Origin of the sequence: Bradyrhizobium sp. i1.15.2, assembly GCF_040548425.1 — a bacterium.
GTDB classification, from domain to species: Bacteria; Pseudomonadota; Alphaproteobacteria; order Rhizobiales; family Xanthobacteraceae; genus Bradyrhizobium; species Bradyrhizobium canariense.
In genome coordinates, this window is record NZ_JBEPRQ010000026.1 from 19,487 (window position 1) to 37,926 (window position 18,440).

Sequence of the window (18,440 nt, forward strand, 5' to 3'; positions counted from 1 at the left end):
GTTTTCGTGGACCCCGTAGCCCGCATGAGCGATAGCGATATGCGGGGCAGCTGCCGGCCCCGGATGTCGCTGTCGCTCATCCGGGCTACAAGAAAAACCCGCCGCCACTGTCGGATCGTTGCCTCCTGCCTCGTCCTTGGAACATCGGCGCGCCGCCGCGCGTCCGCGCGAGACAAAAGGATTTCCATTCATGACCTCCATCACGCCGTTTCTCTGGTTCGACAACAACGTGCCGGAGGCCGTCGCCTTCTACAAATCGGTGTTTCCCAATGCCAAGGTTGAGACCGTCAGCGACTTCATGGCGGTGTTCGAGCTCGAAGGCCAGCGCTTCAACGCGCTCAACGGGGGGCCGCAATACAAGTTCAACGAGGCGGTGTCGTTCTTCATCAGCGTGGAAACGCAGGCGGAAGTCGATTATTTCTGGGACAGGCTCACCGCCGACGGCGGCGAGGAATCCCGCTGTGGCTGGCTCAAGGACAAGTTCGGGCTGTCCTGGCAGGTGATCCCATCAGCGCTCGGCCGCTATCTCGGCGACCCCGACCGCAGCAAGGCGAACCGCGTCGTGCAGGCGATGATGCAGATGAGAAAGATCGTGATTGCGGACCTGGACAGGGCGTATGCGGGGTGAGGGGCGGGCCGTGGTGACGGTGCCAACTCCTCATGGTGAGGAGGCGCGTAGCGCCGTCTCGAACCATGCAGGCCCACATCCCGCCGCGGCTATCCTTCGAGACGCCCGCTACGCGGTCTCCTCAGGATGAGGTCTGTGGGTGTTGAGTGTCCAGTGCAGCGACCCACGCCGCAAGCTCGCGCCACGGCTCCAGCGTCCAATGCCCGGACGCCGCACCCGACGGCGACGGCAGCACGAACACCTCGGGCAAGCTCTCATCCCGCGGCTGCCGCCCCAGCGCAATCCCGCTCGACGGCCTGCCATAAAACAAGCTCGCCGCCTTCTTGCTCGTGAATGCAATCGTCCTCGGGCGAAACTTTTCGATCTTGGCCCTGAACCCCGGCACGTCGATTGTCTCAGCCGCGATCTGGTGATCCATTCCGGCGCCCGACTTCGACAGATCAGTGAAGCCGATCCCGAGCTCGAGCAGGCTTGCGAACTCGCCCGGCTGATAGCGCCGCGGCGTGATCCCTGCCTCATCGATCGCGCGCCAGAAGCGATTGCCGGGATGGGCGTAGTAGTGCCCCAGCTCGGCCGAACGCGTCGAGGCAGCGGTGCCCACGAAGACGAGACGGAGGTTGGGGCGGAGTTGGTCGGGGAGGCGGTGGAGGGCGGGGTCGGGCAAATCAGGCCTCGGGAGGATCGTCAGCATTGTAGTCCGCATGAAGCGAAGCGGAATGCGGGAGCTGGGCTTCGCTCGCGCTCCATCTGGGCTACGCTTGCTCGCTGCGCAGGGTAGGTTAGTGCAGCGTAGCCCACCAATCGTCCAGCATCCTGCGTGCTGTCACGAGCATCGGCATAAGCAATCGCCCTGCAACGGTCATGCAGCCGGGGCCATTCTGCTCTTCTTTCTCCTTGAGAATGCCGGCAGCAACAAGTGCGGCGCGATCATCCGGGCAAAATTCGGAAGATTTTCGATCCAACTCCTCAAGGCTGAGTGAAGTTGCGAGAATGCAGGCGCCGGTACCGCGATGTCCTGCGGTCTGTGCGATTGATTTGAGTATCAACTTGTAAGCGCGCGTCGCCGTTATCTGGTGGTCCCAAGGGGATTGCAGCCACCAATTGCCGGCAACGATCCGCGCGGTAGAGACGACGCCGGCGTGGTAGGACGTCGTTGGGTCGCCAAAGCTCGTAGAAAATGCATAGCGCCAATTCCAAGCCTCGACCTTCATATCGACCGGAATAAGAAGATACTTGAACGAAGGCGAATTTCCTTCGTTTTCTGTTCGCTGGATGAAGCGGTCTGCCACCCTGGTGACCTCGAACTGCGTGGGCGTTGCACGCAATTCGGGTCCGAGTGGAAGGTCGAGAGCCCGCACGGTGACGGGCGCGGTGAGCACGCGCTGAAGCGCGCAAACCAGCGGATGAACGAACTCGGTGCGCTTCAAGTCTGATTGGATGTAAAGCACGACCTCTGCAGGCGCGATCGGCCCGCCGGCCACGCGTGGCTGCTCCTGCGCCGGCGCACCTGAAATCTCGGCGAGTAGGAAGAAGAATATCAGATCATGTAATCTGTACTTCAAAGGTGCGATACCGCTCGCGCCACAGGGGCCTGCTGTCTATCTTACAGCGATATGAAGCGAACTCGCAACCAACGGAGGTGGAGACTTCACAAGGTAGGTTAGCGAAGTGTAACCTCCATGTTGGAGAAGAAAGCGATTGATGATACTGCCCTCGCTCTTCGAACTATGGCCGATTGTCTTAACAAAAAGGCCGGGCTTTCGCCCGGCCTTCAACGCAAGTTCAGTTCGATCATCCTCACAACACCCGATTACTCTCCTTCACCTTCTCCGCATCCAGATACAAGTTCTCGCCCATCTCCTTGAACTTCGCGCTCATCTTGGCCATGCCGTCCTCGGCGGTCCCGCTCATCGACATGCCGACGCCGTTCGGATCGTTCAGCGTCGCCGCGTAGTCCCGCACGTCCTGGGTGATCTTCATCGAACAGAACTTCGGCCCGCACATCGAGCAGAAATGCGCGACCTTGTGGGCTTCCTTCGGCAGGGTCTCGTCATGGAAGTTCTTGGCGGTGTCGGGGTCGAGGCCGAGGTTGAACTGGTCGCTCCAGCGGAAGTCGAAGCGGGCGCGGGACAGCGCGTCGTCGCGCAGCTGGGCGGCCGGGTGACCCTTGGCGAGATCGCTGGCGTGCGCGGCGATCTTGTAGGTGATGACGCCGACCTTGACGTCGTTGCGATCGGGTAGGCCGAGATGCTCCTTCGGCGTGACGTAGCAGAGCATGGCGCAGCCGAACCAGCCGATCATGGCCGCACCAATGCCGGAGGTGATGTGGTCGTAGCCCGGCGCGATGTCGGTGGTCAGAGGCCCGAGGGTGTAGAACGGCGCTTCGCCGCACTCCTTGAGCTGCTTGTCCATGTTGATCTTGATCTTGTGCATCGGCACGTGGCCGGGGCCTTCGATCATGACCTGGCAGCCCTTGTCCCATGCGATCTTGGTCAGCTCGCCGAGCGTCTCCAGCTCCGCGAACTGGGCGCGGTCGTTGGCGTCGGCGATCGAGCCCGGACGCAGGCCGTCGCCGAGCGAGAACGAGACGTCATACTTGCGCATGAGGTCGCAGATCTCGTCGAAATGGGTGTAGAGGAAGCTCTCCTTGTGATGCGCCAGGCACCATTTCGCCATAATGGAACCACCACGAGAAACAATGCCGGTGACGCGGTTGGCGGTGAGGTGGATGTATTGCAGGCGCACGCCGGCGTGGATGGTGAAATAGTCGACGCCCTGCTCGCACTGCTCGATCAGCGTGTCCTTGTAGAGCTCCCAGGTCAGCTTGACCGGATCGCCGTCGCACTTCTCCAGCGCCTGATAAATCGGAACGGTGCCGATCGGCACCGGCGCGTTGCGCAAAATCCATTCGCGCGTGGTGTGGATGTTGCGGCCCGTCGAGAGGTCCATCACGGTGTCGGCGCCCCAGCGGATCGCCCACACCATCTTCTCGACCTCTTCCTCGACCGATGACGTCACCGCCGAGTTGCCGATATTGGCGTTGATTTTCGTGAGGAAGTTGCGGCCGATGATCATCGGCTCCAACTCTGAGTGGTTGATGTTGCAGGGAATGATGGCGCGGCCGCGCGCGATCTCGCTGCGGACGAACTCCGGGGTGATGAAGGCGGGCACTTCGGCGCCAAAGCTTTCGCCGTCGGCAAGGGCTGCTTCCGCACGCTCGAGCTGCTCTTTGCGGCCGAGGTTTTCGCGTGCCGCGACGTAGATCATCTCCTTGGTGATGATGCCGGCACGGGCGAATTCGAGCTGGGTGATCTTGTGGCCGTCGAGGCCGCGCAGCGGCTGGTGATAGGCCGAGAACGCGCGCGCGGCCTTGTCGGTGGAGACGCTGCCATTGTCCTCCGGCTTGATCTGCCGTCCCTGATATTCCTCGACGCCGCCGCGCTCGAGCACCCAGCCCTTGCGGCCGCGCGCGAGACCGGCGTTGACGTCGATGGTCACGGACGGGTCGGTGTAGGGACCGGAGGTGTCGTACACCGGCAGGTTCGGCTCGCCGGCACCCTCGGACAGGATGATCTCGCGCAGGGGCACGCGCAGCTCAGGCGCGGCATCGGGCGAGGCGAAGATTTTTCGCGACGAGGGCAGCGGGCCGGTGGTGACGGCGGGAACGGTCTTGTCGGGGTTGGAGCGGATGTTCATGGGATCCTCCGGTTTAATTCTGTTGTGCGTGCGTTTGAGCGACGGCGGTGAATTCTTGCTCCGTCATTGCGAGCGCAGCGAAGCAATCCAGAATCTCTCTGCAGAGGCAGTCTGGATTGCTTCGTCGCAAGTGCTCCTCGCAATGACGGGTGGAGAGAGTGCGCATCACGCCGCCTCCGCGGACAGGCCGAGCCATTGCCGCACCCGCGCATCCGGGTCGGCATTCTGGGTGACGTCGCTGACGACGGCGATGGAATCCGCGCCGGCGGCAAAGATCTCCGCGGCGTGCTCGAACTTGATGCCGCCGATCGCGACCAGCGGGATATTGCCGATGCGCTTCTTCCATTCCGTGATCTTCGGAATGCCCTGCGGTTCGAAGCGCATCGATTTGAGCGTGGTGAAGAAGATCGGGCCCAGCGCGACATAATCGGGCTCGGCGGCGAGCGCGGTGTCAAGCTCGGCATCGTCATGGGTGGAGACGCCGAGCGACAGGCCGGCCTCGCGGATCGCAGCGAGGTCGGCGTCCGCAAGGTCCTCCTGGCCGAGATGAAGATATTTCGCGCCGGCGACGATCGCCGCGCGCCAATAGTCGTTCACGACCAACTTGGCTTGCGTGCCCGCGGTGATCGCCAGCGCATCGGTGACCATCTGCAGCGATTGCGAATCGTCGAGGTCTTTTGCGCGCAGCTGGATGGTGCCGACACCGAGCCTGGTCAGGCGCTCGACCCAGGCGAGGCTGTCGACGACGGGATAGAAACGATCAGGATACGGCATGCCAAAAAGGTGTCCCAACGACAGGGGTGGAAGGAGAGGCGAAATCGCGGGCGTTCATCAGCCCGGCTTCGTAAGCGGTGCGGCCGGCCTCGATGCCGAGGCGGAAGGCGTTGGCCATCGCGACGGGATCGGCGGCTTTGGCGATGGCGGTGTTGAGCAGCACGGCGTCGTAGCCGAGTTCGAGCGCCTCGGACGCATGCGAGGGCGCGCCGATGCCGGCGTCGACCACCAGCGTAATATCGGGCAGCCGCTCGCGCATCAGCTTGAGCGCGTCGCGGTTGGTGATGCCTTTCGCGCTGCCGATGGGCGCGGCCCACGGCATCACCACCTTGCAGCCGGCGTCGACCAGGCGGTTGGCGACCGAGAGATCCTCGGTGCAATAGGGGAACACCTCAAAGCCGTCCTTGATCAGGAGGCTTGCTGCTTCCACGAGTCCGACCACGTCGGGCTGCAGCGTGTCGTTGTCGGCGATGACTTCGAGCTTGATCCAGCTCGTGCCAAACAATTCGCGTGCGAGCTTGGCCGTCGTCACCGCCTCGCGCACGCTGCGGCAGCCGGCGGTGTTCGGCAGCACGGTGACGTCGAGCTCGCGGATCAGATTCCAGAACGCATCGCCAGTCTTGCCGCCGGCGGATTCGCGCCGCAGCGACACCGTGACAATGTTCGAGCCCGAGGCGCGGATCGCCGACTGCATGATCGCAGGCGAGGGATAAAGCGCGCTGCCGATCAGCAGGCGGGAGGGGAAGGTTTTGCCGTAGAAGGTCACCATGTGGTGTCTCTCCAAATGACACTGTCATCCCCGCCTAGTGCGCAAATTGCGCACGGGGGGCGGGGATCCAGTATTCCAGAGGCGGTGCGGCTAGAACCGAGACGCCGCGGCGTACTGGATCGCCCGGTCGAGCCGGGCGATGACAGCGGAATGTGTGGCGCGCGCCTAGGCGATAAATGGAGAGCCATCCTCACCCTCCCTGCCGCGGTGTGATGATCTCGATCTCGTCGCCGGCCTTCAGCGCGGTTTCGGCCCAGCGGCTCTTCGGCACGACGTCGTAGTTGAGCGCGATCGCGAAATGGGTGCCCTCGTAGTCGAGCTCGCTGAGCAGCGCGTCCACGCTGGCCGAATTGATCTCGCGTTGCTCGCCGTTAACGATCACGCGCATTGCATCACCTCATTGTCGATCTGGCCGCGCTCGACAAAGCTAAGCGTCAGCTCGGCCAGAACAGGCGCGATCAGGAAGCCGTGGCGGTAGAGGCCGTTCACGCTGATCGTGTTGCCGCGGATGCCGATGCGCGGCAGATTGTCGGGGAAAGCAGGGCGCAGGCCGGAGCCGAATTCGACGATGCGGGCCTCGCCGAAGGCGGGGTGCACGGCATAGGCCGCGCCCAACAGCTCCAGCGCGGAACGCACGCTGACGCCGGTGTCCTCGGCCTCGATCGAGGTCGCGCCCAGCATGAACAGATTGTCCTCGCGCGGGATCACATAGAGCGGCCAGCGCGGATGAATCAGCCGCACCGGGCGCGCGAGCTGCACCTCGGCGGTTTCGATCAGGATCATCTCGCCCTTGACGCCGCGCAAGCCAGGCTGCTCGTCGCGCGCAGCAAGGCCGCGGCAGTCGATCACGATGCCTTTAGGATCAAGTTTTGCGAGTTCGGCCGCGGCGACGTCGCTTTCGAACTTGATGGTGCCGCCGGCGGCGCGGATGCGCTCGTGCAGTTTAGGCAGCACGCGGCGCGGCTCGACGTGGCCCTCGGTCGGGAAGAACAGCGCGTCGCGGAAGCGGCCTTCGAGCGACGGCTCGAGCTCGGCAAGGCCGGCGGCATCGAGCCGGCAATGGCCCTCGGTCATGCGGGCAAAACGCTCGAAATCGTTGCGCTCGCGCGGGTGGGCGACGACCAGCGAGCCGTTGAAGGGCGTGTCGGGCAGCTCGCGCCGCCAGATGTCGAGCGAGCGCAGGCCGAGCCTGGAGATGATGGGTTCGGAAACCTCCGCCTCGCAATAAGGCGCGAGCATGCCGCCGGCCCAATGGCTGGTGGCATCGGTCATGTCGGCGTCACCGCGCTCGTGCAGGATGACGGCGTGGCCGGCCTGCGCGAACAGCAAGGCCTGCCAGGCGCCAGCAATGCCTGCGCCGATGATGGATACCGGGGAATCCGGTCGCTTGGTCGTCTGCAACATCCCTGTCCCTTCGCCGGCATGACCCGGATCAGGTTCAAAGGGTCACCGCGGTCCTGGGCGGATTTGCCCATTTAGCGGTATCTCAGCTCCTCCTCGGAGCACCCCTCGGAACGGCTCTAATGTATGCCAGTGACAGGCTGTGTCAACGCGTTTGGCGGGAACCGCACTTACCTGGGCGTCTGTGCCCGAGCGTTGCGAACGCGCTGGGCGAGCTTCCGGTGCGGCGCGGCGCCGAATATCGGCTGCGGATTGCCGTTCGGCTCGAGCCAAGGGGCGCTCATATTGGCCTCGTTCGTATTGGCGACTTGCACGGCCTCCTGCCGCTGCCGCTTTGCGGCGTAGTAATAGCCGCCGGCGAAATAACGAACGGCCCGGGCGTGGTCGCCATTTGCCGCGTGATAGGCGCCGGCGAGATATTTCACGGCATAGGTGAGGTTGGTGTTGGGATCGCGCAGGCCGGCGGCGTCGCCGGTGTAGCCGACCCCGCGGGCGGTCGCGAGCTTGATCTGCATCAGCCCGATGGTGCCGCCATGGCCGACCAGGCCGGGCTGATAGCGGCTTTCGCGCATGATGACCCGATGCACCAGCGCCTCCGGCACGCCGTTGGCGCGCGCGTGGGCCGCGACCATCTCGGCGTACTCCGCTTGGCCCGCGAATGCGGCCTGTGGCAACGTCAGTCCGGCCGCGAGCAGCGCGGCGATACGTAAAATTTTCATCAGATATCCCGGAGGTCCCTGAGACTGATTGAAGGCCTGCGCCCGGCTGCCGTTTAGGCCTCCCGAACGCGGCAATGATGTGACCAAACGCCGCCGTTAATTTTTTCGCGGTGCCGAGCCGCTGTGACGACTCAATGCTGGCGTCAGAGTTTCCTCAGGCGGACAACTCGCGACAGCAGGCCTGTCTATTCGCATGGGCGCACGAAAGCGAGTATGTCACGGCCAGCGAATCGGGAGAGGTGCCATGACAAAATCAACCATGGTCAAAGCCCACAGCGGCGACATGTCAGAACACGATTTGCCCAGAAACAATCCCTGTGCCCAATGCGGCACGCTGATCCCGACGCCCGACTGGGTCGAGCCGGGCGAGGGGCGCGTCTCCTATCTCTGGACTTGTCAGGCCTGCAATTATCGCTTCGAGGCGATTGCGATCTTCGACGAGGCTGCCCTCGAGCACCCGCCGCTCGCGGCCTGAAGTTAGGCCGCAAGCCGCGGCTGTTGCCATACCGGCAATTGCATCCGCACGATCAGCCCATGCGGCTCGCGGTCGTGCAGCGACAGCTCGCCGCCATGGGCGAGGGCGATCGCGCGTGCGATCGACAGACCGAGGCCGAAGCCGGTGGACTCGTCCATGGTGCGGGCGTCGTCGCCGCGCACGAACGGCTCCAGCATCTCTTGCTTGCGCGCATCCGAAATGCCGGGACCGTCGTCCTCGACGTCGATGACGAGTTTGGCGTTCGAGATGTCGAGCCGGATCGTCACCTCGGCGCCGAAGCGCACTGCGTTCTCGACGAGGTTGGTGACGCCGCGATGCAGATCGTCGGGACGCGCGGCGGCGGTCGCGGATTGCGGGCCGGCATAGTGCACGACATGACCCATGTCGCCGAACTGGTCGGCGATGAGCTGCAGCGTGCTCGCGATGTCGACCAGCGTCACCGCCTCGATCTGGCGGTCGTTGCGCAATAGCGACAAAACGGATTCCAGCATCGATCGCATCTGGTCGAGATCGATCAGCATGCGCTTGCGGTTGCCTTCGTCCTCGACGAACTCGGCGCGCAGGCGCAGCCGCGTGATCGGTGTGCGCAGATCGTGGCTGATCGCGGCAAGCATCCGCGTGCGGTCCGACATCAGTCGCGCGATCCGCTCGTGCATGCGGTTGAGCGCGCGCGCGACCGAGCGGATCTCTTCCGGGCCGCGCTCGGGAAGTGGATCCGCCCCGCCGTCCAGGCTGAAATTCTCGGCAGCCCTGGCAAAGGACGACAGCGGCGCCGCCAGCGCGCGCGCCGCCCACAGGCCGAGCACGGTGACGCAGATGAAGGTGGTCATCAGCGCCATCAGCCACGGTGCGCCCCAGAACCACGGCCGCGGGCCGCCACGGACCTGGCCGGCGATCACAGTGCCGTCGGGCAGCTGTACGCCGATGCGGTGCTCGCCGGCTTGGGGGGCGAGCTGCACCACCTTGTAGCCGCGGCCGAGATGGCGGCGGATCCCGTGCAAATGTTGGCTTTCGCTGTCGTCGACGACGTTCGCGGTGCCGGGCGCGAACGTCTCGATGTTGAGCTTCGGGAAGGCGCGCGCGAGATCTGCGATGAGGCGCGGCCGCTCGGCCTGCTCAGCCGAGCCGAGCAGCACCGCGGCGTCCGCCAATTGAGGCGCGCCGTCCGGCGCCGTGTCCGGGCGGTCCGGCCGGCCGATCAGGAAGGCGGCGGTGACGACGAGATGCAGCGCGACGGTGGAAGCCAGCACCAGCGCGGCGATCTGCCCGCCGATACCCCTGAGGTGGAAGAACCCGAACGGCTTCATCGTCGGCGTTCCCTCAGCTGCTCAGGGACGCCGCGACCGCTTCAGTCCTGACCGCTTCAGTTCTTGGCGTGAACAGATAGCCGCCGGAGCGCACCGTCTTGATCATGGTCGGATCGGCCGGATTGGGCTCGATCTTGCGGCGGATGCGGCTGACCAGCACGTCGATCGAGCGCTCGAACGAGCCTGTGCTGCGCCCCTGCGTGAGGTCGAGCAGGCTGTCGCGCGAGAGCACGCGGCCGGGACGCTCGCAGAACGTCCGCAGCAGGTCGAACTCGGCGCTGGTCACCGCGACGCGCGCGCCGTCGGGATTGCGCAGCTCGCGCAGGCGCAAATCGATGCGCCAGCTTTCGAAGGCGAGCGTGCTGGCGCCCTCGATCGAGCTCGCCGCCTGCGCGGCCGCCTGGCGGCGCAGCACCGCGTTGATGCGGGCGAGCAGCTCGCGCGGGTTGAACGGTTTCGGCAGATAGTCGTCCGCGCCCATTTCGAGGCCGACGATGCGGTCGACGTCCTCGCCGCGTGCGGTCAGCATGATGATCGGCGTCTGTCCTTCCGCGCGCAGCTTGCGGCACAGGCTGAGGCCGTCCTCGCCGGGCAGCATGACGTCGAGGATGATGAGGTCGACGCGATGATCGGCCATCGCGCGCGACATCTCGCGGCCGTCGCTCACGGCGGTGACGTTGCAGGCGTTGTTGCGGAGGTATTTCGCAATCAACGTCCGGGTTTCACGGTCGTCTTCGACGACAAGGATGTTGGGATTGGGAAGGGCCATGCGCTTTGTTTGTCCAAGGTTCGGGCCAAATGGCGAAGAGATTTGTTTCAGATTGTTTCCATGGCCCATGCCGCAACAGCAGGACATCACCGGGCAGGGAAGCGGCAAGGTCTCGTTAAGCGCGCTAACCATACCGTGGCTTGGTCGGCCACGAAACCCTGCAGAACTCACAGAGCCATCATGACCTCGATTTCGGCGGCCTCCGCCGGTCACCACCAGTCGCCGTTGCAGAGGCTGCAGCAGCAATTGCAATCGGACGTGTCCGCCGGCACGGTCTCGTCGTCGGACCAGTCGGCGCTTTCGACGGCGCTGACCGACATCGACACGGCGCTTCAGCAGGGCCGGTCGAGCGATCAGTCGAGCGGCGCGCGTCCCTCCAAGGATGACATCGACTCGAAGATCGACGACCTCATCTCCAACGAGGTGTCGAACGGGACGCTGACGTCAGACCAGGCCGACGAGCTGAAGAACGTATTCCAATCCGCCTTCGCCAATGGCGCCGGCGGTCCCGGTGGTGCGGGCGGTCCCGGGGGTGCGGGCGGCCCCCCGCCAGGTCCGCCGCCGGACGACAGCTCGTCGGATTCGTCGTCAACGGACGCGACCAGCAGCACGTCAACCGCCTCCACCACGGCCGAGATCCTTCAGCAGTTTCTCCAGGCGCTGCAGCAGTCGCAATCGTCGTCGTCGTCTTACGGCGCCAACGGCAGCTCATCAGGCGGCTCGGACTTCGCCGCGCTTCTGATCGACTACAGGAGCTGATCTGCGTGACGCAGATCGGCGCGTTCCTCGCTGCGGTCTTGCTTCACCCAGGGCGCACGATCGTCCGCGAGGAACAGTGCGCTGCAAAATGTTCCTGAGTGACTTAGGAACAATCGCACGCGGCTCCAATCCTCGCGCAGCACGCGACGAAATTGCAGCACGCGCGGAACTGGGACTGATCCGAGCTGTTTTCTCCGCACGAGTTTTCTGCTGAAGGAGAGGACAATATGTTGATGAAATCGATCGCGGCCGGTCTCGCCGGTACCGCACTGCTCGCAACCGTTGCGTTCGCGCAAAATCCGACCGCCACCACCGACAAGGCGCCGGCTGCCGCCGCCTCGACGACGACCACGACCGCGTCGGGACAGTGGCGTACGTCCAAGATGAACGGCATCAAGGTCTATAACGACGCCAACGAGAACATCGGCTCGATCAACGATCTGCTGATGGACAAGAGCGGCAACATCAAGATCGCCGTGATCGGCGTCGGCGGCTTCCTCGGCCTGGGCGAGCATCTGGTCGCGGTGCCCTATGAGAAGCTGAAATTCGTCAACGAGGCCGTTGCCTACACCGGCGCTGCCGGGAACAACCCGAACAGCGCGGCCAACCGGCCCGCGGCGACCACCACGACGGGTGCCGCGACCGGCACCGACAACAAGCCCGCGACGACGGCCACGTCCTCGTCGAAATGGTATCCGGACCACGCCGTGTTCAATGCGAGCAAGGACGAGCTGAAGAACATGCCCGAGTTCAAATACTCGGAGTAACGCGGTTCTGAACGGCTAAACGAAGCGCGCCCGGTTTTTGCCGGGCGCGCTGTCGTGCGTTTTTTCGTCTGCCGTCGTTGCGAGGAGCTCTTGCGACGAAGCAATCCAGGCTGTCACCGCGGATGCATTTCTGGATTGCTTCGCTTCGCGCGCAATGACGGAGAATATCCCTAATTTCCCTTCACCAGGGGGCAGCCGCCTTTGTCGAGCGGGCGGAAGGCCTCGTCGCCGGGCACGGTAGCGATCAGCTTGTAGAGGTCCCACTCGCCCTTGGATTCCTCGGGCTTCTTGACCTCGAACAGATACATATCGTGGACCATGCGGCCGTCGATGCGGATCTTGCCGTTCTTGGCGAAGAAGTCGTTGACCGGCGTTTTGCGCATCTGCTCCATCACCTTCGGTGCCTCGTCCGACTTGATGGCGTCGATCGCCTTCAAATAATGCATGGTCGCCGAATAGAGCCCCGCCTGGATCATGGTCGGCATGTGGCCGACCTTCTCGTTGAAGCGCTTGGAGAAGGCGCGCGTCTCCTCGTTGGTGTCCCAGTAGAACGCGTCGGTGATGATCAGGCCTTGCGTCGACTTGATGCCGAGCGAATGAACGTCGGTGATCTCCATGAGCAACGCGATCATCTTTTGGCCGCCCTGCGTCAGGCCGAATTCGGCCGCCTGTTTCAGGGCGTTAGTGGTGTCGCCGCCGGCATTGGCCAACGCGACCACCTTCGCCTTTGAGGCCTGGGCCTGGAGCAGGAACGAGGAGAAGTCCGACGAGTTGAGCGGATGGCGGACTTCGCCGAGCACCTTGCCGCCGCTCTCCTTGACGACGTTGGCGGCGTCGCGTTGCAGCGCCATGCCGAAGGCGTAGTCGGCGGTGACGAAGAACCAGGTGTCCTCGCCGCGCTTGACCATCGCCTTGCCGGCGACGTTCGACAGCGCATAGGTGTCGTAGGTCCAGTGCACCGTGTTGGGCGAGCAGGCGACGCCCGTGATATCGGATGAGCCGCCGCCCGAGTTGATGTGGATCTTGTTCTTCTCGCGCGTCAGCGCCGAGATCGGCAGCGCCACCGACGACGTCGGCACGTCGAAGATCGCGTCGACCTTGTCGTTGTCGTACCAGTTGCGGGCGATGTTGACGCCGACGTCGGGCTTGTTCTGGTGATCGGCGGAGACCACTGCGACAGGCTTGCCCGCGACCTTGGCGCCGTAATCGGCGACCGCCATCTCCACGGCGGCGAGCGAGCCCTTGCCGGTCGCGTCCGCATAGAGGCTCGACATGTCCGTGAGCACGCCGATCTTGACGACGTCGTCGGAAATCTGCGCCTGCGCGGCGCCCGACGTGGCGGCGAGAGCAAGACCGGCCGCGATCGCGACGATGAGTTTTTGCATTTGTTTTTCTCCCTTGCGTTGTTGTTTGGGCGTTGTTGCGGGCACGTTCTAGCGACAAACGGACGCGGGAGCAAAGCCCGGGATGCGAGATGAGGGTTGAGAAATAAGCAGGGCGCGGCGGTGTTTTTGCCCTCTCCCCTTGTGGGAGAGGGTGGCTCGCCGCGCTAGCGGCGAGACGGGTGAGGGGTTCTCTCCGCGAGTCTCACTGTAATCGAAGGTGCGGAGAGAGACCCCTCATCCGGCGCTTCGCGCCACCTTCTCCCACAAGGGGAGAAGGAGAAGACACCGCGCGCTCACGCGCCGCCCCTCAGCCGTTCGTTGCGTCGGCGCAAGCCTTCCAGCGTGGCGAGTAGGATCACCGAGACCGTTGTCAGAATCACCGCCGCTGCCGTGATGGTCGGGCTGATGTTCTCGCGGATGCCGCTGAACATCTCGCGCGGCAGGGTGCGCTGTTCCGGACCTGCCATGAACAGCACGATCACCACCTCGTCGAAGCTGGTCGCGAAGGCGAACAGGGCTCCCGATGCCACGCCGGGCAGGATCAGAGGCAGGATCACGCGGCGGAACGCGTCAAGCGGTGAGGCACCGAGCGAGGCAGCGGCGCGGGCCAGATTGGTGTCGAAACTTTGCAGCGTCGCACCGACCGTGATCACCACAAAGGGCGTCGCCAGCGCGGTGTGGGCCAGGATCAAGCCGAGATAACTGCCGGTCAGTCCGATCGGCGCGAAGAAGAAATACAGGCCGACCGCGGTGATAACGCCGGGCACGACGACCGGCGACAGCGCGAAGGCCAGCACGAGCGGCTTGAACCGGCTCTTCCACTGCGCCAGCCCCAGCGCCGCCAGCGTGCCGAGCACCATCGACAGCAAGGTCGAGGCCACACCGATGATCATGCTGTTCTTCAGCGAATTCATCCAGCGCGGCGAATTGATGAAGTCGTCGTACCAGCGCAGGGAGAGGCCCGGCAGCGGATAGGTGAGGTACGAGCCCGAGCTGAAGGACAGCGGCATGATCGCAAGGATAGGCGCGATCAGGAAGATGAACACCAGCGTGGAGATAACGATGGTCGCGGTCCACGCGATACGCTGGCTCGGCGTGCGGATGGAGGAATTGTCGCTCAATTCTTCATCCCTCCCGTCACCTGCTGTCCCTGCACCAGCTTTCCGTAGACGAGCGCGAGCAGAATAGTGGCGAGCAGCAGCACCGCACCCAGTGCCGAAGCAAGACCCCAATTGGCCGTCTCGGTCGTGTAGAGCGCGATGAAGTAGCTGATCATTTGATCGGCGGCGCCCCCGACGAGGGCCGGGGTGATGTAATAGCCGAGCGCCAGGATGAAGACGAGCAGGCTTCCCGCGCCGATGCCGGGCAGCGTCTGAGGCAGGTAGATCCGCAGAAAGGCGGTGAGCGGCGGCGCGCCGAGCGAGGCGGCGGCACGCATGTAAGCAGGCGAGATCGCCTTCATGCTGCTGTACAGCGGCAGGATCATGAACGGCAGCAGGACGTGGGTCATGGCCACGCAGACGCCGAAGCGGTTGTAGATCAGGCGCAACGGCGCGTCGATGATGCCAAGCCAGAGCAGGCTGTCGTTCACGACGCCTTTGCTCTGCAGCAGCACGATCCAGGCGCAGGTGCGGACCAGCAGAGACGTCCAGAACGGCAGCAGGACGAAGATCATCAGCAGGTTCGACCGGCCGGGCGGCAGCGCCGCCAGCAAGTAAGCGACCGGGAAGCCGAGGATCAGGCACAGCACCGTGACACTGAGGCTGATGAGAAAGGTGCGGACGAAAACGTCGCGGTAGATGGCCTGATCCGGCGGGGCTGCGACGATCGTGCCGTCCGCGTTCCGCGTCAGATCGAGCGCCGACAAAAGATAGAAGCCGGTCATGGGACCACTGGCGTCCTTGATCGTGGTCCAGGTGGCGCGTTCGCGCCAGGCCGGGTTGATCTTGCCCAGTGTCTCCCTCGCCGTGCCGGGGTCGGGCACGGTCTTCAGATTGCGTGCGGTGCTGGTCAGGATCGTACGGAACCCGTTCAGCGCGTAATTGAGCCGCTTGGCCGCAATCGCAATGGTGCCGGAAGCGCGCGCCGCCATGATGTCGCCTGCCAGCGCCGCGTAGGCCTTTTCGTCCGGCAGATCCCTGCCGTCCCAACTAGCGAGAGCCGCGATGGTCTGAGGCAGAACCAGACGCACCTCCCGGTCATCGACGGCACGCCACAGCATGCCGGCGATGGGCCCAGCGAAGGTGAAGAGCAGGAAGATGAGAAGCGGCAGAATGAGTGCCAGCGCCTTGGTCTGGCGCGCGCGCTCCGCCTGCTTCAGCCGGCGCTTGAGCGGCACCTTGGCCAACGCGTCGGCGCCGATTGAGGAGGCTGCCGTCATCGGGAGCCCCATTGTGACTGGACATCTCTCGTCATTTTGGCTGTGGCAATCGCGTGCGGCCTTTCGGAGCGATCTGAGCAAGCGCCTCGTCCCTCGAGACGACCGCGGAGCCTGTCATCGGGCCGCGCTTTGCGCGGACCCGGTGGCGGTCTCCTCAGGATGAGGCTCTCCGAAGTCGCTGCCGCGCACGTCCTCATCCTGAGGAGCTCGCCTAAGGTGGGCGTCTCGAAGGATGGCCGCGACGAAACTGCTGTCAATGCGCGCCGCACGCCGGTTCGGCCGCGCGCTATTTCGCTGCCCATTTGTTGAAGCGCTCGGTCAGGCGGTCGATGTTCTCGAGCCAGAAGGCAACGTTGATTTCGACCGCGTTCTTGATGTTGTCAGGTGCTGTCGGCAAATCCTTCAGAACGGCAGGCGCGAGCAGAGCGGCTGCGTCCTTGTTCGAGGTGCCATAAGCAATGTTCTCCGACAGTTTCGACTGGTTCTCCGCCTTGCCGACGAAGTCCAGGAACTTGTAGGCCGCGTCCTTGTTCGGGCTGCCTTTCAGGATCACCCAGGTGTCGATGGTGAAGAGGGCTCCGTCCCACACCATGCCGAAATTCTTCTTCTCGTTCTTGTTCGCGGTGTCGATGCGGCCGTTGTAGACCGAGGTCATCGCCACCTCGCCGGAGGCGAGCAATTGCGGCGGCTGGGCGCCGGCCTTCCACCAGACGATGTCGCCCTTGATGGTGTCCAGCTTCTTGAACGCGCGCTCGACGCCTTCGTCGGTCGCCAGCACCTTGTAGACGTCCTTTGGCGCGACGCCGTCGGCCATGAGGGCGATCTCGAGCGTGGTCTTCGGGCCCTGACGCAAGGCGCGCTTGCCCGGAATCTTTTTGGTGTCGAAGAAGTCGGTCCAGCCTTTGGGAGCCTCCTTCAGCTTGTCCTTGTCGTAGCCGAGAACGAAATCGTAGAGGATGGCGCCGACGCCGCAAGCGTTGACTGACGGTGGGATATAGGCGGCCTCGCCGCCGATCTTCGAATAGTCGAGCTTTTCGAACAGGCCTTCCTCGCAGCCAACCGCCAGTTCGTCGCTCTCGACCTGCACGACGTCCCAGGTGGCGGCACCACCCTGCACCTTGGCGCGCAACACGCCGACCCCGCCGTCCCAGGACTCGTCGTTCATCGCAACACCGGTCGCTTTCTTGAACGGCTCGAAATAGACCTTCTTCTGGGCATCCTGATACGCGCCGCCCCACGACACGACGGTGAGGTCACGCGCCTGCGCGACCGTGGCCAGCGCCGCGCTGGCGGCGAATGCCGCGGCGAACCCCAGTACAATCTTGCGCTTCAGCATGGTCTTTGTTCCTTCTTCTTCACGTGACTTGCGTTGAGCTTGGTCGATGTAGGTCCGCCCGCGTTGGAGCGTTGCTGCATGGTTGGATCAGACGGGATCGAGGGCGAGGCAGTCCTCCGGGCGGAAGGTGATGAACACGTCATCGCCAGGTCTCAGGCTGCCAGCTGTAAGGCTGCCAGCTCTCAGGCTGTCATGCGTCCCCGGCTGAAGCTTGACCATAAACTCCCTGTTGTCGGCGACGTCGAGCACGGCCAGCGCGTGGTCGCCGAGATAGATGGTGTTCTGCACCTTGGCCGGCAGTCGGTTCGGTTCGTCGCTGGAGGTGCCATTCGGGATAATAGCGATCCGCTCCGGCCGCACCGACAGCGAGGTCGATGCGCCCGCGCCTGATACGTTGACCGCTCGTGCGGTCACGGCGCCGCCGCCAGCCAGCGCAACGCGGCAATAATCTTTCTCGACCGTCTCGACGGTGCCGGCCAGCACATTGTTCTCGCCGATGAAATGGGCGACGAAGCTGTTCACCGGATGCTCATACAGCCTGTCGGGCTTGTCGATCTGCTGCACGATGCCGTCGTTGAATACGGCGATGCGGTCCGACATGGTGAGCGCTTCACTTTGATCGTGGGTGACGTAGACGACGGTGATGCCCATCGTCTCGTGCAGTTGCTTGATCTCCAGTTGCATCTGCTCCCGCAGGCGCTTGTCCAGGGCGCCCAGGGGTTCGTCCATCAGCACGAGTTGCGGATTGAAAACCAGGGCGCGGGCCAGCGCCACGCGCTGCTGCTGACCGCCGGACAGCTGCCCGGGCCGGCGCTGTGCCAGGTTTTCCATCTTGATCATGCGCAATGCCGCTTTGACACGATCCTGCGCTTCGGCCTTGTTCGTGCTGCGGACGGATAGCGGGAAGGCGATATTCTCCGCAATCGTCAGGTGCGGAAACAAGGCGTAGTTCTGGAACACCATGCCGATGTCGCGCTTGTGCGGCGGCACATTCTTGATCGGCCGGTCCGCGAGGTAGATCTCGCCATGGGTCGGAACCTCGAAACCCGCCAGCATCATCAGGGTGGTCGTCTTGCCCGAGCCCGACGGACCGAGCAGGGTGACGAACTCGCCCTTCCTGATGTCGAGATCGAGGTTCTTCACCACGAGGTGCTCGCCATCGTAGGTCTTCTGAATGCCGGAAAAGCGCACCAGTGCCGGCGCAGGCGTGACCATGCCGGCTTCCATGTCGTCCTCGCGTTATCAGCCACAGTG

At 64.0% G+C, this 18,440-nt stretch carries 19 protein-coding genes and 1 riboswitch; of the genes, 4 read left to right on the forward strand and 15 right to left on the reverse strand.

Annotated features, from left to right (window positions below; all coding sequences use genetic code 11):
- Positions 1 to 190: 190 nt before the first annotated feature.
- On the forward strand, positions 191 to 628 hold the full coding sequence (locus tag ABIB80_RS31525) for a VOC family protein (RefSeq protein WP_007600759.1): 438 nt from the start codon (positions 191 to 193) through the stop codon (positions 626 to 628).
- Positions 629 to 749: 121 nt separating this feature from the next.
- On the opposite strand, the gene ABIB80_RS31530 is transcribed toward ABIB80_RS31525, so the two are convergent.
- The 8 genes from ABIB80_RS31530 to ABIB80_RS31565 form a co-directional block, all read right to left on the reverse strand.
- Entirely contained in the window at positions 750 to 1,319 is a 570-nt protein-coding gene (locus ABIB80_RS31530; RefSeq protein ID WP_007600761.1) for a mismatch-specific DNA-glycosylase, read from the reverse strand.
- An 88-nt stretch (positions 1,320 to 1,407) separates the two neighbouring features.
- On the reverse strand, positions 1,408 to 2,190 hold the full coding sequence (locus ABIB80_RS31535) for a hypothetical protein (RefSeq protein ID WP_035994232.1): 783 nt from the start codon (positions 2,188 to 2,190) through the stop codon (positions 1,408 to 1,410).
- Positions 2,191 to 2,425: 235 nt separating this feature from the next.
- The gene (gene thiC, locus ABIB80_RS31540) at positions 2,426 to 4,324 is read right to left on the reverse strand and encodes a phosphomethylpyrimidine synthase ThiC (RefSeq protein ID WP_007600764.1); all 1,899 of its coding nucleotides are present in this window, start codon (positions 4,322 to 4,324) and stop codon (positions 2,426 to 2,428) included.
- Positions 4,325 to 4,489: 165 nt separating this feature from the next.
- On the reverse strand, positions 4,490 to 5,098 hold the full coding sequence (locus tag ABIB80_RS31545; RefSeq protein ID WP_007600768.1) for a thiamine phosphate synthase: 609 nt from the start codon (positions 5,096 to 5,098) through the stop codon (positions 4,490 to 4,492).
- Positions 5,085 to 5,867, reverse strand: a complete 783-nt coding sequence (locus ABIB80_RS31550) for a thiazole synthase (RefSeq protein ID WP_007600770.1) — start codon at positions 5,865 to 5,867, stop codon at positions 5,085 to 5,087. Before ABIB80_RS31550 ends, ABIB80_RS31545 begins: the two co-directional genes overlap by 14 nt.
- 190 nt (positions 5,868 to 6,057) lie before the next feature.
- Positions 6,058 to 6,255, reverse strand: a complete 198-nt coding sequence (thiS, locus tag ABIB80_RS31555; protein WP_007600772.1) for a sulfur carrier protein ThiS — start codon at positions 6,253 to 6,255, stop codon at positions 6,058 to 6,060.
- Entirely contained in the window at positions 6,246 to 7,271 is a 1,026-nt protein-coding gene (locus ABIB80_RS31560) for an FAD-dependent oxidoreductase (protein WP_007600776.1), read from the reverse strand. Before ABIB80_RS31560 ends, thiS begins: the two co-directional genes overlap by 10 nt.
- Positions 7,259 to 7,387, reverse strand: a riboswitch (TPP riboswitch). (Overlaps the previous gene by 13 nt.)
- 51 nt (positions 7,388 to 7,438) lie before the next feature.
- Positions 7,439 to 7,987, reverse strand: a complete 549-nt coding sequence (locus ABIB80_RS31565) for a lytic transglycosylase domain-containing protein (RefSeq protein WP_007600777.1) — start codon at positions 7,985 to 7,987, stop codon at positions 7,439 to 7,441.
- A 244-nt stretch (positions 7,988 to 8,231) separates the two neighbouring features.
- On the opposite strand from ABIB80_RS31565, the gene ABIB80_RS31570 reads away from it, so the two are divergent.
- On the forward strand, positions 8,232 to 8,462 hold the full coding sequence (locus ABIB80_RS31570; protein ID WP_007600778.1) for a hypothetical protein: 231 nt from the start codon (positions 8,232 to 8,234) through the stop codon (positions 8,460 to 8,462).
- Between the two features lie 2 nt (positions 8,463 to 8,464).
- Here the strand turns inward: ABIB80_RS31570 and ABIB80_RS31575 are convergent, their stop codons facing one another.
- Positions 8,465 to 9,790 (reverse strand): ATP-binding protein, encoded by a 1,326-nt coding sequence (locus ABIB80_RS31575; RefSeq protein ID WP_007600779.1) that lies wholly within the window; start codon positions 9,788 to 9,790, stop codon positions 8,465 to 8,467.
- 13 nt (positions 9,791 to 9,803) lie between these two features.
- On the reverse strand, positions 9,804 to 10,559 hold the full coding sequence (locus ABIB80_RS31580; RefSeq protein ID WP_007600780.1) for a response regulator: 756 nt from the start codon (positions 10,557 to 10,559) through the stop codon (positions 9,804 to 9,806).
- Positions 10,560 to 10,739: 180 nt separating this feature from the next.
- On the opposite strand from ABIB80_RS31580, the gene ABIB80_RS31585 reads away from it, so the two are divergent.
- Both ABIB80_RS31585 and ABIB80_RS31590 read left to right on the forward strand, forming a co-directional pair.
- The gene (locus ABIB80_RS31585) at positions 10,740 to 11,318 is read left to right on the forward strand and encodes a hypothetical protein (protein WP_007600781.1); all 579 of its coding nucleotides are present in this window, start codon (positions 10,740 to 10,742) and stop codon (positions 11,316 to 11,318) included.
- Positions 11,319 to 11,545: 227 nt separating this feature from the next.
- Positions 11,546 to 12,085 carry a PRC-barrel domain-containing protein gene (locus ABIB80_RS31590; protein ID WP_007600783.1) on the forward strand — a complete coding sequence of 180 codons (540 nt, stop codon included), beginning with the start codon at positions 11,546 to 11,548 and terminating at the stop codon, positions 12,083 to 12,085.
- 170 nt (positions 12,086 to 12,255) lie between these two features.
- Here ABIB80_RS31590 and ABIB80_RS31595 read toward each other — a convergent pair whose 3' ends face one another.
- The 5 genes from ABIB80_RS31595 to ABIB80_RS31615 all read right to left on the reverse strand — a co-directional run bounded on the left by ABIB80_RS31595 (position 12,256) and on the right by ABIB80_RS31615 (position 18,413).
- Complete coding sequence (locus tag ABIB80_RS31595; RefSeq protein WP_007600785.1) at positions 12,256 to 13,470, reverse strand: ABC transporter substrate-binding protein; 1,215 nt, start codon at positions 13,468 to 13,470, stop codon at positions 12,256 to 12,258.
- A gap of 293 nt (positions 13,471 to 13,763) precedes the next feature.
- Entirely contained in the window at positions 13,764 to 14,591 is an 828-nt protein-coding gene (locus ABIB80_RS31600) for an ABC transporter permease (protein ID WP_007600787.1), read from the reverse strand.
- Positions 14,588 to 15,850 (reverse strand): ABC transporter permease, encoded by a 1,263-nt coding sequence (locus tag ABIB80_RS31605; protein ID WP_035995528.1) that lies wholly within the window; start codon positions 15,848 to 15,850, stop codon positions 14,588 to 14,590. The genes ABIB80_RS31600 and ABIB80_RS31605 overlap by 4 nt, the downstream gene beginning before the upstream one ends.
- Positions 15,851 to 16,136: 286 nt before the next feature.
- Positions 16,137 to 17,186 carry an ABC transporter substrate-binding protein gene (locus ABIB80_RS31610; RefSeq protein ID WP_007600792.1) on the reverse strand — a complete coding sequence of 350 codons (1,050 nt, stop codon included), beginning with the start codon at positions 17,184 to 17,186 and terminating at the stop codon, positions 16,137 to 16,139.
- A gap of 87 nt (positions 17,187 to 17,273) precedes the next feature.
- A complete protein-coding gene (locus ABIB80_RS31615; RefSeq protein WP_007600793.1) occupies positions 17,274 to 18,413 on the reverse strand; it encodes an ABC transporter ATP-binding protein in 1,140 nt (379 codons plus the stop codon).
- Between the last annotated feature and the right edge of the window lie 27 nt (positions 18,414 to 18,440).